General features: G+C 63.6%; 20 protein-coding genes and 2 pseudogenes. 10 read left to right on the top strand and 12 right to left on the bottom strand.

Annotation, left to right across the window (positions count from 1 at the left end; all coding sequences use genetic code 11):
• Positions 1-99: 99 nt before the first annotated feature.
• The 7 genes from AC50YA_RS05760 (at position 100) to AC50YA_RS05730 (ending at position 3000) form a co-directional block, all read left to right on the top strand.
• Positions 100-387 (top strand): hypothetical protein, encoded by a 288-nt coding sequence (locus AC50YA_RS05760; protein WP_494981390.1) that lies wholly within the window; start codon positions 100-102, stop codon positions 385-387.
• On the top strand, positions 335-601 hold the full coding sequence (locus tag AC50YA_RS05755; RefSeq protein WP_494981389.1) for a hypothetical protein: 267 nt from the start codon (positions 335-337) through the stop codon (positions 599-601). Before AC50YA_RS05760 ends, AC50YA_RS05755 begins: the two co-directional genes overlap by 53 nt.
• Before the next feature lie 208 nt (positions 602-809).
• Positions 810-956: a hypothetical protein gene (locus tag AC50YA_RS05750; protein WP_494981388.1), complete on the top strand. Its 147-nt coding sequence runs from the start codon at positions 810-812 to the stop codon at positions 954-956.
• 178 nt (positions 957-1134) lie between these two features.
• Entirely contained in the window at positions 1135-1557 is a 423-nt protein-coding gene (locus AC50YA_RS05745) for a hypothetical protein (RefSeq protein WP_494981387.1), read from the top strand.
• Positions 1558-1688: 131 nt separating this feature from the next.
• On the top strand, positions 1689-1910 hold the full coding sequence (locus AC50YA_RS05740; protein ID WP_494981386.1) for a cyclic nucleotide-binding domain-containing protein: 222 nt from the start codon (positions 1689-1691) through the stop codon (positions 1908-1910).
• 17 nt (positions 1911-1927) lie between these two features.
• Entirely contained in the window at positions 1928-2350 is a 423-nt protein-coding gene (locus tag AC50YA_RS05735; RefSeq protein WP_494981385.1) for a Crp/Fnr family transcriptional regulator, read from the top strand.
• Between the two features lie 179 nt (positions 2351-2529).
• The gene (locus tag AC50YA_RS05730) at positions 2530-3000 is read left to right on the top strand and encodes a carboxymuconolactone decarboxylase family protein (RefSeq protein ID WP_494981384.1); all 471 of its coding nucleotides are present in this window, start codon (positions 2530-2532) and stop codon (positions 2998-3000) included.
• Here AC50YA_RS05730 and AC50YA_RS05725 read toward each other — a convergent pair.
• The 8 genes and pseudogenes from AC50YA_RS05725 to merA all read right to left on the bottom strand — a co-directional run.
• Positions 2997-3368 (bottom strand): annotated as a pseudogene (locus tag AC50YA_RS05725) (alpha/beta fold hydrolase); the annotation flags it as partial. The gene AC50YA_RS05730 and the pseudogene AC50YA_RS05725 overlap by 4 nt on opposite strands.
• A 249-nt stretch (positions 3369-3617) precedes the next feature.
• Positions 3618-4403, bottom strand: coding sequence for a DUF427 domain-containing protein (locus AC50YA_RS05720; RefSeq protein ID WP_494981383.1), 786 nt, complete (start codon positions 4401-4403; stop codon positions 3618-3620).
• A gap of 9 nt (positions 4404-4412) precedes the next feature.
• Positions 4413-4883 carry a haloacid dehalogenase type II gene (locus AC50YA_RS05715; protein WP_494981382.1) on the bottom strand — a complete coding sequence of 157 codons (471 nt, stop codon included), beginning with the start codon at positions 4881-4883 and terminating at the stop codon, positions 4413-4415.
• 9 nt (positions 4884-4892) lie between these two features.
• Complete coding sequence (locus tag AC50YA_RS05710; protein WP_494981381.1) at positions 4893-5087, bottom strand: hypothetical protein; 195 nt, start codon at positions 5085-5087, stop codon at positions 4893-4895.
• Between the two features lie 24 nt (positions 5088-5111).
• On the bottom strand, positions 5112-5435 hold the full coding sequence (gene trxA / locus AC50YA_RS05705; protein WP_494981380.1) for a thioredoxin: 324 nt from the start codon (positions 5433-5435) through the stop codon (positions 5112-5114).
• Positions 5435-5887, bottom strand: a complete 453-nt coding sequence (locus AC50YA_RS05700; protein ID WP_494981605.1) for an oxidoreductase dimerization domain-containing protein — start codon at positions 5885-5887, stop codon at positions 5435-5437. The genes trxA and AC50YA_RS05700 overlap by 1 nt, the downstream gene beginning before the upstream one ends.
• Positions 5867-6796, bottom strand: a pseudogene (locus AC50YA_RS05695) (FAD-dependent oxidoreductase); the annotation flags it as partial. The gene AC50YA_RS05700 and the pseudogene AC50YA_RS05695, both read right to left, overlap by 21 nt.
• A gap of 43 nt (positions 6797-6839) precedes the next feature.
• A complete protein-coding gene (gene merA / locus AC50YA_RS05690) occupies positions 6840-8285 on the bottom strand; it encodes a mercury(II) reductase (protein ID WP_494981379.1) in 1446 nt (481 codons plus the stop codon).
• Positions 8286-8536: 251 nt separating this feature from the next.
• On the opposite strand from merA, the gene AC50YA_RS05685 reads away from it, so the two are divergent.
• Positions 8537-8926: a heavy metal-responsive transcriptional regulator gene (locus AC50YA_RS05685; protein WP_494981604.1), complete on the top strand. Its 390-nt coding sequence runs from the start codon at positions 8537-8539 to the stop codon at positions 8924-8926.
• Positions 8927-8947: 21 nt separating this feature from the next.
• Here AC50YA_RS05685 and AC50YA_RS05680 read toward each other — a convergent pair whose 3' ends face one another.
• Together AC50YA_RS05680 and AC50YA_RS05675 are read right to left on the bottom strand one after the other, a co-directional pair.
• Complete coding sequence (locus tag AC50YA_RS05680; protein ID WP_494981378.1) at positions 8948-9232, bottom strand: DUF427 domain-containing protein; 285 nt, start codon at positions 9230-9232, stop codon at positions 8948-8950.
• Between the two features lie 496 nt (positions 9233-9728).
• Positions 9729-10361: an EamA family transporter gene (locus AC50YA_RS05675; protein WP_494981603.1), complete on the bottom strand. Its 633-nt coding sequence runs from the start codon at positions 10359-10361 to the stop codon at positions 9729-9731.
• Positions 10362-10676: 315 nt separating this feature from the next.
• Between AC50YA_RS05675 and AC50YA_RS05670 the strand changes: the two genes are divergently transcribed.
• Complete coding sequence (locus tag AC50YA_RS05670; protein WP_494981602.1) at positions 10677-11291, top strand: transposase; 615 nt, start codon at positions 10677-10679, stop codon at positions 11289-11291.
• A 12-nt stretch (positions 11292-11303) separates the two neighbouring features.
• On the opposite strand, the gene AC50YA_RS05665 is transcribed toward AC50YA_RS05670, so the two are convergent.
• Together AC50YA_RS05665 and AC50YA_RS05660 are read right to left on the bottom strand one after the other, a co-directional pair.
• Positions 11304-11516, bottom strand: coding sequence for a hypothetical protein (locus tag AC50YA_RS05665; protein WP_494981377.1), 213 nt, complete (start codon positions 11514-11516; stop codon positions 11304-11306).
• A complete protein-coding gene (locus AC50YA_RS05660) occupies positions 11513-11758 on the bottom strand; it encodes a hypothetical protein (protein WP_494981376.1) in 246 nt (81 codons plus the stop codon). Before AC50YA_RS05660 ends, AC50YA_RS05665 begins: the two co-directional genes overlap by 4 nt.
• 75 nt (positions 11759-11833) lie before the next feature.
• Here AC50YA_RS05660 and AC50YA_RS05655 point away from each other — a divergent pair, with 75 nt between their 5' ends.
• A complete protein-coding gene (locus AC50YA_RS05655; RefSeq protein ID WP_494981375.1) occupies positions 11834-12253 on the top strand; it encodes a LysR family transcriptional regulator in 420 nt (139 codons plus the stop codon).
• Positions 12254-12322 lie beyond the last annotated feature (69 nt).

The following is a 12322-nucleotide window of genomic DNA, read 5'->3' as shown; positions in this document are numbered from 1 at the left end:
TCACTTTCGTCGGAAGCTGGTCCTTGCGATTCTGCTTGCGCGATAAGGGTCCGCGGTGTGTCTGCGTCCATTACCACCGCAGTCTGCTTGCATGGAGGCATGACGGAGCAGCCGCCGGCATCTGTTGCCGAAGACCTGGACCGGTTGCGCAGTGCCCTGGACAACGCCATCCCCGCCAGGACCGAGTCCAACCTCTTGATCGGGACGTGGAACATCCGTGCCCTCGGCAGCCTGACCGCCAAATGGACGGCCGGACCCAAGGATTCACCCACCCGCGACTGGCACGCGGTCGCCTGCCTGGCCGCAGTGATCTCCCGGTTCGATGTTGTCGCTGATGCCGGACTGGGGGAGAGCCTGGGCCAATCTCACAGCGCTGCTGAACGATGATGCCAGGGTCGCCGTGGTGGACATGCAGGAGCCGGTGGGATGGGCCCGGCTGCTCACTCCCTTGGCACGGGCCGCGTGTGCCCTGGGCGGCGCGGACATAGCAGCACACCCCTGGCAGGCCGTCGAGGAGGACTGCACCGACGTCATCCGGGCCTCCGCCCGGTCAGGGCATCTGCAGATCCGCGCAGGCACGCTTCGGAGGGGCCCTTCCTAACGCCTTGCGAAAGAGCGGGCCCCTGTGTGCCCCAGAATACTTACCTGCCCTCGCCACAGGTGATACCGTCCGTATCCAGCTTCCCACTCCCGCGTTGGCAGTAGTCGGCGGAACTGCAGAACACCGAAGTGCGCCCTTGACTTCCCCGGACTGGAAGGTTTTAGCGTGACAGTATCAGCAACCAAAAACTGAAGGGAAGGAGCTGGCCATGGCCCTGCAAGAAGGAGAGGTCTACCGCTGCCCGGATACGGCCTGCGGGTGTGAAATCACGGTCACCAAGGGGGCAGCCCCGGGTCACGGCGAAGACCGGGATCCCACCTGCTGCTGCGGACACAGCATGGAAAAAGTGAACTGAACCGGGAGTGAGTAGCCGGGCGCCCCAGTCACGGCAGACGTTGTGGGACGCTGAAGCAGAACTGGCGCACGTTATGTGTCCGCGTTCACAGATCACGTGAACCGTGCGGGCCTACCTTTCGAGGGTAAGCAACAATCATTTCGACGAAAGGCAGCATCCGAGGTCCGCTACATGCTCGGTGGCACAGCCACACTACGCCCTCACTCTTCACCTTGGCCAGGGCATCACCGCCGGAGCAGTAGGAGGTGTGGCCGGTGGCCTCGTTTTCGGCGTCCTCATGACCATGATGGGCATGCTGCCCATGATTGCCTCTATGGCCGGTTCAAATTCTGCCGTGGTGGGCTTCGAAATTCACATGGTGATCTCAATCCTGATCGGCTGGGGCCTGACCGTGCCCTTCTCCGGACTTCTGACCTCCTATGGCCGCGCTGTGCTGATCGGTCTGGCCTATGGGGCGATCTGGTGGGTACTCGGGCCGCTGCTCATCGTGCCCATGATGCTTGGCATGCCCCTGTTCATGGTCGATGCGACCGCAGGATGGTCCCTCATGGGCCATCTGATCTACGGGGTCATCCAGGCTCCCGTGGTCTTCCGTACCTAAAGTCCGCACATGAGCGATAACTGGAAAAAGGGCTGGAAGCCGCCGTGGGCGGCCTCCAGTCCTGGTCTCCGGGCCAACGCGAACCGTATCCACTCACGGCAGGGGCCGGAGGACCCCTTCACCTGAACGAAGTGGACCTCTTCGCCGACCTGTCCGCTGAAGAGATGCACGCGATGGACATGATGGCCCCGGCGCGGATGTTCCGCCGCGGGGAGCTCGTCTTCAGCCAGTCCCAGCCCGTCATGGCCCTCTTTATCCTCAAATCAGGCCGAATAAGGGTCTTTCGCGTCGCCGTGGACGGGAAAGCCCTCACGATGGCCATCTGGAGCCGGGAGCTGTCTTCGGGGAAATGATGCTGGTGGGTCAGCGTATGTATGACAACTATGCTGAGGCCATCGAGGACTCTGCCATCTGCCGGCTGGGGGTCGATGATGTTGAGCGGTACCTGATCTCTGACCCGCGCATAGCGATCGGCATCTCGCGGCTGCTGGGGGAGCAGGTGGCCCGGCTGGAGGAACGCCTGACGGACCTGGCCTTGCGGCCGCTCGCAGCCCGGGCCGCCTCCATCCTGATCAGCCTCGATGCTGCGGCGCCTAGTGGACGGTTCGGACAAGGCCGGGCCATCAGGCTCACCCACGAGCAGATCGCCGGACTTCTCGGGGCAACCAGGGAGGCCACCAGTAAAGCCCTGGCCGACTTCGCTGTGAAAGGAATCATTCGTCAAGGCCGCGGCCGCATCACCATCCAGAACCCGGCGGCTTTGCGGGCAGCGGCTGGAAGCACCGTCGTGTGACCGGGAATCAACCCGGATGCCGGGCAGGTTGCACGAGCCGGGGACCCCACACAGACGGAGAGCCTTCAAAGATCCGCCACATGAAACGAAAACCAAGGAGCCAGCATGCCCCGTGCCCACACCGTCGACGGCACCCCCCCCACGGATCCAAGGACATAGCCACTCATCTGCAACGGCGAATGGGAAAGTTCCTGAACATCCACGCCGGCATGGCCCACTCACCGGCCGTGATCGGCGCCTACGGCGGCATCTCGAAGGCCATCGCCGACCACGGGTCCTTCGACGCCCGGACCAAGGAAGCCATCGTCCTGGCCGTGGGCAACCAGAACGGCTGCGACTACTGCCAGGCCGCGCACACGCTCTCGGCACGCAAATCAGGGCTCACCGACGACCAGATCCTCGCAATACGCGCAGGCGACGTGGACTTCGATCCGAAGCTGGCCGCCATCACCGAAGTGGCCCGCGAAGCCGCGGCACGGACCGGGAACGTCTCCGACCCTGTCTGGCAGGCAGCTCTCGACGCCGGCTGGACCGACGAAGAGCTCACCGAAGCCTTCGCGCACATTGCCGCGAACCTCTTCACGAACTACTTCAACCACTACGCAAGGACAGAGCTGGACGTCCCGGCCGCACCGGCCCTGAGCGCCTAGCTGGCGGGATCCTTCCACGGTGAGACGTAGTCAGCGACCTCATCCTCGCTCAGCGTCCTGCCCACGGCTTTGCGGGTAGTTTCGGCGCGTGCGGCCACCATTTCGTTGACCCGCCCCATTGAGGCGCGTACCCCGGTGTTGCGGAAACGTTCGACGGCCGGTATAGGCCAGGAATCGAAGGTCACCGACTTCATCAGGACGAGCCGGTCCACACTGTCGGATGTCGCGGCCAGATGCTGTGCGACCCGGCCGCCGATGTCGTGGCCGGCCAGGGCAAACCGGTCGATGCCTAGTGCGTCGGCGGCAGCGAGCACCGTCTGCGCCAGTTCCGGCACCGTGGCGGTGTGGAGGGCTAGCTCTCCTTCGCTGGCACCGAACCCGGCAGGTCAAGTGCCACACACCTTGCCCGCACGCCCAGTAAGGGAAGTACTGGGAGCCAGAAGGTGCCGTGCAGCAGTAGTAACGGTGCGGCGCTGCCTCCACCTGCTTCCAGATACGACAGCCCGGTCCCATTGACCTGTATTTGCTTCCGCTGCGCGGGCTGTTCAGACATATCACCCTTCACTGCAGGGCCCGGCCGGGCCGTGGTCGGTCTTGTTTCGAACTTCGGCTTCAGGCTATCGGCTGTGACCGAGCGCTGCCGGTTTGCCCTCGACGTTGATGGTGGTCCGTTCGTCGTAGAAGGCGATTAGGTCGGTGAGCTGCGTTGCGTCCTGGAGAGGATGTTCGTAGCTCCATGCGATGTTCTCGCCCCGGGCACCGGCGCCGGTGAGGGACCAGTACGACGCCGTGCCCTTGTAGGGGCAGATCGTTCTGTGTGAGGTGCGCTCCAGCAGCCCGAAGTCGACGTCCTCGCGCGGCAGGTAGGTCCGTACGGGCAGCATCGTTTCATAGACGAAGACCGGCCGTACGCTTTCAGCCAGGACCGTCGTCCCGAAGCGCACACTGACGCGGCGAGATGATGCACGCGCATCGACCCGGTGGAAGGGGTCCCGGGGGTGGCCTTCTATCACCTCGTCTTCTTCGCGCCACTGGTCGAACGCCCCGAAATCCAGCAGCACGTGGCCGCCAAGGTCAGGGTCTGAGAGCCGGAACCCGGTCGCCGGCAGCTCCAGCCCGCCGCTTCGCAGGGTCAACTCCTGGCCTTCAGCTGTATGGCGGGCGAAGCCCGAACGGTCGCCCTTGCGCGCTCCGTTCGGGGATGTGGGGACCAGCTCCGCAGCGATGTCCGCTTCCGGCACCGCGAACAGCGGGGTCCGTTTCCGTGGCTCGAAGACAAGAAGTGCGTCCTGCGAATCGACAATGGTCCGGCCGCCCGCGTCTGCCCTGATTCTGCGCGGCGTCGGCTCGTAGCGCAGTTGGTGCGCCAAAGCCCTCATTTCAACGCTCAATCGAATAGCCATGCCAGCTCCTCAGCTTCCGCCTGCCAGGGCTTGGACCAGTTCAGGCAGCGCGGCCACAGTATGATCCGGTGCCTGGAAATAGCCCGGGTAGGATCCTCCTGTGCGGTTGATCCAGGCGGTGGCTAGGCCGGCCCGGGACGCGCCGTGGATGTCCCAGGGGTGCACGGCCACGAGGAGCATCTGTTCCGGTGCTGCGCCGCAGGCTGAGGCCGCATAGTCATAGGAAGCCTGGCCGGGCTTCCACAGCGGGGCACCCTCCACGGAGAGCAGCATCTCAAAACTGTCCCGGACGCCGGCGTCCATGAGCAGCTTCTCGGCAACCTGGGTGGAACCGTTGGACAGAGTGATGAGCCTGTATCCGGCAGCCTGCAGGGCTTTGAGCCCGGCGGTGACATCCGGGTGCAGCCCCAGAGCTGAAAAACCGCCCATGATGTGCTGCACGGCCGGTTCGAGATCCCGGTTCAGCTCCGTGCCAGCCAACAGGCCCCGCTACCCTTCGGCACCAATGTCGGCAAAGCTCCCGTTGTCTCCTGCGGCAGTGAGCGCGAAGCCGTCCCGCAGGAGGGCCGCGAACCACAGCTTTGCCAGGTGCGCCGGTGCACCCACCTTAACGAACCGTTGCCCCATGGAGGCCATGTCCGACAGGGTTTCGTTGACATCGAAAACAATGATTGAGGGTGTCATGCAGGCTTCTCCTTCGTGCGTTGATTACAGGTACTCCGCGAATTCCTTCTCAAGGTATTGCTTCGGCCGGGCACCGATCACCGCGGATTTGAGGGCGCCGTCCGTGAACAGGAAGATGGCAGGGATGGAAGTGATGCCGAATTCCGCCGCTACGCCGGGGTTTTCATCAATGTTGACCTTCACTACGTCAATCTTTCCGGCGTGCTCGGCCGCGAGCTGGTCCAGGACGGGGGAAACCATTCTGCAGGGCGCGCACCATTCCGCCCAAAAATCAACGATGACCGGTTTGTCCGACTGCAGGACCTCGTGTTCAAACGTGCTGTCGGTGACATTTTTTGCGCTGCTCATCATATTTCCTTCCGGTATCTGAGGTTGTCGAGGGCCGCCTGGAAGGCCTCGCTGTAGCTGGGGAACTGGGCGACCTGGTCATGCAGGACGGCGATGGGGATCCGGGCCCGGATCGCCAGGGAGGCCTGATGGATCCATTCGCCGGCCAGGGGTGAGACGGCCCATGCCCCGATGAGGACACCTTTATCGGTGTCCGTGAGAAGTCCGAGGTGGCCGCGGGGTTCCTGCTCATAAGTCGAAGGACGTGTGATTGACTCGGCCAGGTCCAGTTCGGCAAAGGCAGTGGACAGCCCCTGTTTATCGGCCTGGGCCTGGGTCAGACCCGCGGCCGCTATCTCCGGATCGCCGAAGACCACCCTCGGGATGCCGTCATGGGTGACCCGCCTAGCGTGGCCCAGGATGGCATCCGCCACGATCCGCCCCTGGTACTTGGCCACATGGGTGACGGGCATGACTCCGGTAACGTCGCCGATGGCCCGCACGCCTTCACCGGCCCGGCGCTGCGGATCTATCTCCACGCTGCCCCTGGCGTCAAGCTTCACTCCTGCGGACTCAAAACCCAGATCCGCGCTGCGGGGCCTGCGTCCCGTCGCGAAAACGACGACGTCGGCGCTCACTGATGTGCCGTCGTCGAGTTCCAGCGCACTGCTGTTCCCCTCGCGCCGGGCGCGGACAGCGCGGCAGCTGAGCCGCACGTCCACCCCGGCCTCTTCGAGATGGAGCCGTGTCAGTTCACCGACGCGAGGCTCCTCGCGTTCCATGAGGCGCTTACCGCGGTGCACCAGGGTGACTGCCACGCCGAAGCGGGCCAGGAAGGTAGCGGTTTCGGTGCCCACTGCGCTGCCTCCGATCACCACGGCCCGCCCGGGCAAAGTAGTGGCCGTGAACGTTTCCGGGTTGGTCCACAGGGTGACGTTCTCCGACCCTTCCAGTTCGGAGACCACAGGCTCGGAGCCGGTGGCGATGATGATGTGGTCGGCCCGGATGGTGGTACCTCCGGCCTGCAGCGTGCCGGGCCCCGTGATGCTGGCTTCGGCTTTGATGACCGTGGCGCCCTGCCCTGCATAGCCATCGACCTGTGCCTTGTCGTCGAGGGGGCGGATTATGTAGTCCCGTTAGTCACTGGCCGCAGCCCAGTCCAGTTCGGCTCCCGTGACGCCGGCCGCCCGGGTCGCTGCCGTCCTGGCTTCCGGTGGCCGCAGCAGTGTTTTGGAGGGCACGCAGGCCCAGTAGGCACATTCGCCGCCGATCAGTTCGCGTTCTATCGCGGCGACCTTTTTGCTGGCCTTCAGAAGCCGGCCTGCTGCCACTTCACCCCCTGGGCCCATGCCCAGAACGGCCACATCAAAGTGTTGCTCCATCAGTTCCTGCCTTTCGCGGAGTGCCGGTATAGCGGAGTAGCGGTCATGTTGCGCAGCAGGAGAGCCGGGAAATGTCGGTGGTATAGGACTGTGCGGCGATTTTGATGCCCTCCGCCATGGTCAGGTACGGGCTCCACAGGTTGGCGACCTGTTCAACGGTCATGCCTGCTTCCAGAATGTAGACGCCTGCGGCGGCAATGTCGCCGGCTTCTTTCCCGACCGCTGTGAGTCCGAGGATCCGGCCGGTCCCGTTCTCGGCCACGAGCTTGATGAATCCCCGGGTGTCCCGGTTGACCAGTGCGCGCGGTACGTACTCCAGCGGCAGAACGCGGCATTCGCAGCTGATGCCCTCGCCATTTGCCTCCTTGTCGGTCAGCCCGACGGCGGCCATGGCAGGGCTGGTAAAAGCCACCCGGGGAAGGTGGTGATAGTCAACTTCGCGGCCGGCGTTATTGAAGGCATTCTCCACGGCAATGGCGCCGTGGGCCGATGCGACGTAGACGAACTCCCGGTGCCCGGTCACATCGCCGGCGGCCCAGACCCGGGGGTTGGTGCTGGCCATCGTGTTCTGCACGAGGACTTCGCCCCGGTCCCCGGTTTTCACACCGACGGTGTCCAGATTCAAGCCCTCGGTAACTGCGCGGCGCCCGGTGGCCATCAGCAGCCGTGCAGCCCGGAATTCCTCCTGGCCGCCGGCAATGTCCGCCACCGCCGTCACACCGCCGGTCGCCGCGTCGCGGCCGACGGAGGCCAGGGTGGCACGGCGGATGACACGGATGCCTTCATCAGCGAAAACGCTCATCAGTGCCAGCGAGACCTCCGGTTCTTCCGCCGAAGCCAGCCGGGAGCGGACCAGCACGGTCACCCGGGATCCCAGGCGCGCGAACAGCTGGGCCTGCTCCATCGCTACGTAGCCCCCGCCGACCACCAGCAGGGATTCCGGGACCTCTTCCAGCTCCATCGCGGTGGTGGAGGTCAGATAATCTGTTTCCCGAAGTCCGGGAACCGGGGGAGTCCACGGCGCTGAACCGGTGGCCACCAGATAGTGGGCCGCGGTCACTGACTCCCGCTCGCCGTCGGACGAGGTGATTTCCAGCGCCGGGTCCTCCGGCGTGCCGACGAACGCCGCATCGCCGTGCCTGAAGTCCCACCCGTAATCAGCGATCAGGTCAACGTACTTCTCCGCGCGCATCCCCTCCACCAGGGCTCGCTTCCCGCCGATCACGGCCGGCATGTCCACCGCGCCGGCAGAAGCGCTGATGCCCGGGAACCTGCCGCCGGCATCAACGGCCACATGGCGGGCCTCGGCTGCAGCCAGCAGCGCCTTGGAGGGAACGCAGCCGGTATTCACACAGGTCCCGCCAGTTGTTGACCGCTCCACCATCAGGACACTCTTGCCCAGGCTGGTGGCGCGGATGGCGGCCGCGAACGCGCCCCCACCTGAGCCGATGATCGCCAGATCAAAGTCGAACCGTTGCGTAGCAGACATAAAACCTCCGGTAATGGCAGCGAACTTGGGTCCTGGGTTGGGCGGCGGCTCCTGGTGGGCTGGCCCGACGTCCTTCCCCTGTCCCAGCCTGCACCTTCCCCCCCGGGGGAAGGTCAAGGGAACCAGATTCCTCGGTATTCCCTGTGTAGCGTCTCCTGAGGCAGCGGCAACCTTTACCTATACTGGGACCCATAGATAGCGGGGACCCCTGAAACTCCAACGGCACAAGGTGCCGGGAAATGAGGTCAGTGATGCTTATCGGTGAAGTTGCCAAAGCCGCAGGGATGACGCCCAAGACCCTTCGGTTCTACGAAGAGCAGGGCCTGCTCCCTCCTGCGCAACGGGGCTCCAATGGTTATCGGCAGTACGGAGGCGACAGCGTAGCCCGGCTCGATTTCATTGCCCGGGGCAGGGCCGCCGGACTGTCAGTGAGCCAGATCCGGAGCATCCTTGCCGTCCAGGAGCCAGGCAACGCTCCCTGTACCCATGTGCGGGACGTCCTGGCGGGCCAATTAGCCGAGCTCGACCTGAAAATCGCGGAACTGACAGCCCTGCGGGAAGGTGTGGCCGCCTCCTACAAGGCCGTCGCAGCCGGCGACCCGGCAACGTGCGATCAGTCCAGAGTGTGCAGCTACCTCTGACCATGCCTGCACCCCGTCGCATCATGCTTCAATCGTCACGCCCCGCCAGAAGGCGATGCGGTCCTTGATCGGCATAGCCCGCTTTTTTGGTTCGCTGTAGAACCAGGCTGCATCCACGTTGACCTGGCCGTCGACTTCCAGTGTGTGATAGCTGGCCTGCCCCTTCCATGGGCACACAGAGTACATGTCACTGTCTTTGAGATAGCTCGGATTCACCGTTTCACGGGGAAAATAGTGGTTGCCCTCGACCATCACTGTGTCCTCGGACTCGGCAATGACTTTCCCTTTCCAAATAGCCCTGACCATATTCTTTACCTTCCACCGTTTCTGATTGATCCGGACGCGGCGAGGACAACGTCCATATCACCCGGTACATCGCATCCCTTTGCGCTGTTGGAACGGAATTCCGATGCACCCAAATGATGCTTGTTCTGTAGCCATCACGTTAGTGGGACAGAAATCCGGCTTCTGCGATCTCGAACACACAGCGCCTGCCCCGGCTGTTGAACTTAGTGCATCCCATACGTTCACCGGTGCCCAGCCGTGCTGACCGATCAGGTCCATCCAGTCCCATCCGTCATTGACGTGGTAATCGCCCAGCACGACGGCGGCGGGAATGGTTTCGGCGGTGTCCGCGCGGTGGTGACGGCGTGTGTTGAAACTGAGCTCATGGTTTTTTGTCCTTTGCAGAGGATTTCGGTGGATGGGGCGATCAGGTGACCGGCCTGCTCCCTTTCCCCCCGTTGTTTTTTGGCTGCTGGCGAAGCTTGCGGAGCTGTGGCCGACGGAGGCCACCGAAATCCTATGCAAAGGACAAACAATCATGACTGAAAAGCTCAACCTCTCCGGCCCTGCTGACCTGCTGGCCACCATCGCCCACCTGCTTGGCCGGACTCCCAAGGAGTCCTTCGTGATCCTCAGAGCTGGTTTCCTGCATACGCGCCCCGGTGCGGGCAGCACCGGTACCGGCCGCGATCACCAGGAGAATTCCTGCCAAGGCGCTGATTCGTGGGATCTGGCCGAGGACGGTGAGTCCGATGAGAACAGCGATGGCTGGTTCAAGGCTCATCAGGGTTCCGAAAGAGGCTGCGGTCAGCCTACGCAGTGCCAGCAGTTCCAGGCTGAATGGCACCACGGGCATCAGCAGCGCCAGCCCAAGGCCGACGAGTAGCAGCTGCCAGTTGATGTGACCGATGAGGGAAGGTCCGGCAATCAGGGTTGCGCAGACGGCGGCGACCGGAATGGATACGGCCAGGGCCTGCAGGCCGGCCAGCTGATCCCCGGCATGCTGGGTCAGCAGGATATATCCCGCCCAGCAGGCAGCGGCGCCTAGATGAGTAATTCCAAGGGGTGTTTTCGGCGCGGCGCGGCGATATAAAGGGCAAGGGTGTCCAGAATCGGCGTTATCTACCCAACGTCGAACTTGGAGGCTCACGTGGACGCCGATCTGGACACCCTTGCCACAGCATTCTATGTGCAAGCCGATGATCTGTTAAAGGCATATCCGGAACGGATCCCGGCCCGGCCCCGCATCGGAATTAGCCCGAAGATCACCGATGCTGAGCTGATCACCTTGGCCGTGATGCAAGCCCTGCTCGGCTTTGCCAGCGAAGCCAGATGGCTACGTCACGCCCGCAGGACCTGGCCACGATGTTCCCCTTCCTGCCGGGCCAGTCCGGCTATAACAAGCGGCTTCGCCGGCTGGGCCCGACGATGAACTGGCTCATCGGGGTCCTGGTCCAACAAAGCGATATCGGCACCGACGACGTCTGGGTGGTTAACTCCACCCCGGTCGAATGCGCCCGATCCAAGGAAACGGTCCGCCGATCAGAGATGGCCGGCTGGGCCGAATATGGTTACTGCGCCTCGCACTCACGCTACTTCTGGGGGGCTGCGCCTGCACCTCGTTTGCACGCTCCATGGGCTGCCGGTCGGCTACGCGCTCACCGGCGCCAAGGCCGACGAACGCCAAACCTTCTTGGACATCCTCGCCGGCACCCCGGCCATGGCCATGGCCAGGGTCCGGGTGGACGGGAAGCGCCAAATCCTCATCGGTGACAAGAACTACTTCGGAGCAGAATTTGAACAGACCGTCGATCAGACCGAAATCGAGCTGTTGCGCCCGGCCCGCAAAGGCGAAAAACCCCGGGCCGGGTCCCGATTCTTCAAACCCCTGCGCCAGATCATCGAATCCATCAACGACACGCTCAAGGGCCAGCTGGACCTTGAACAACACGGCGGACGCACCCCGGCCGGAGTCACGGCAAGAATCGTTCAACGACTGCTGGCAATGACAACAGCGATCTGGCACAACGACAGCACCGGCGCAACCATCCGCCGCTCACTCACCGCCTACGACCACTAACATCCCTTGGAATTACTCAACTAGTGCCAAGAGCACCCCCAGGGGATCCGTCGCGCCATGCCAGGGCTCGGTGAGCAGAAGTACTCCTGCCGCGGCGGCGACCGCCCACAACCGTGCCCGTCCCCGCCCGCGGACCACCGCTATCGTCAGCGGGCCAACAAACTCCAGCGCACTGGCGGTTCCGAGGGGTATCCGGACAACGGCAGCCATGAAGAGCAGGGTCATGCCCAGGTGGTGATCCCCAACAGAATGCAGGTAAGCAAAGCCGAACGGGTAAACGAAGATCGCCAGGGACGGGCGACGGCAACCAAGATGATGCTGGCCCATGCCAGCCGCAGCCAGGCCGTAGCCTCCGGACCAATCTGATCAGCTATTCCCACGGACGCGGCAAGGCCCAGCTGGACGCTGCCCATGGCCACCAAAGCCATGGAGGTACCGACGCGGACGGGCTGGAGAACTGGATTCATAAGGCCAGTAGACAGGGTCCAATCTCTGCGCGTCCACGTGACGATCCGCGACATTTCGTTCAAGAATCATGCACAATGATGCCTGTGGAGACCCGGAGATTACAGCTGTTGCTTGAGTTGTCGCGCGTCGGTTCGATGCGCGGTGTGGCCGATCTGATGGGCACCACAACATCTACTGTGACCCAGCAGATCGCCATGCTCGCCCGCGAAATCGGCACGCCCGTAGTCGAACTCTTGGGCAGGGGCGTCCGGCTGACGCCGGCCGGGCGACGCCTGGCAGATCATGCAAGAGCCATCCTCGCCGCGGTAGAGGCAGCACACGCCGATCTCGACCCCGACGCCGAGCCCGCAGGCACCGTCCGCGTCGCCGGCTTTATCACAGCGATCCGCAGGAGTCTCCTACCGATCGTCACCGAGCTAACCGCCAGCCACCCGCACGTGCAGGTCATCGTTAAAGTGAGCTGCCGCGAGGATTTCGGACAGCGGAATTGGTGAATTCTTCTACGCTGCCAGTGCTGGCTGTTGATAACCATAGTGGACTTCGTTAGGCCGTCGGTAACCGAG

Source organism: Pseudarthrobacter sp. RHLT3-21, from assembly GCF_059383495.1.
This window is presented reverse-complemented; position numbering and strand designations above follow the sequence as displayed.